We start from the raw sequence: 546 nt of genomic DNA, 5'->3' as shown, positions 1-546 counted from the left end.
GTGGGAAAGCCGAAGAGCTATATATGGATGACGCTTGTTGGCGAGGGCCTGATTCTGACGCTGACCGGTCTGGCTGCGGGCTTTCTTGCGGGACATTTGGCCGCATTGCTCTTTAGAGAGATGCTGTTTGCCAAAGCGGGAGTCCGAATCAATCCCTATCTGTGGAACGCCGATCACGGCTGGATTGCTGCGGGAACGATTGCCATCGGGCTGATTGCCTCGCTAATTCCCGCCTTCCGGCTGTACCGGCTGCACCCGCTCGCTTTGTTTAAATCTTAGGAGGTACGCGCTTTTATGAAGACAAGACACAAGTGTTTGACCGCCGCGGCTGTATGCCTGATCCTGCTGCTGTCCGCATGCGGCAAGGATAAGCTGGAGACGTCGGCGTCTTCGTTCTCGTCCGGTCTTCCCCGGGCGAACGAGGAAAGCAAGGCGGCCGGGGATTATGTGGCTTCCGGAAACCTCTCTTCGCCCGCAGCTTCGCCTGACGCTTCTCCGTCTCCGGGTTCCGAGGCAGCCGCTATCGGCTCTGCCGCCCCTTCCCCC

The 546-nt window shown here is 59.2% G+C and carries 2 protein-coding genes; both read left to right on the top strand.

What is annotated here, in order from left to right:
- Window positions 1-279 (top strand): ABC transporter permease (locus L692_RS0119360; protein ID WP_025701711.1); only part of this gene is annotated, 279 nt, incomplete at its 5' end.
- Between the two features lie 15 nt (window positions 280-294).
- The coding region (locus L692_RS0119355) for a hypothetical protein (protein ID WP_025701710.1) at window positions 295-546 on the top strand (252 nt) is incomplete at its 3' end.

Source organism: Paenibacillus forsythiae T98 (assembly GCF_000520735.1).
In the GTDB taxonomy this organism is placed as follows: Bacteria; Bacillota; Bacilli; order Paenibacillales; family Paenibacillaceae; genus Paenibacillus_AQ; species Paenibacillus_AQ forsythiae.
Note: the sequence above shows the minus strand (reverse complement) of the source record. Positions and strands in the feature narration are given on the sequence as shown.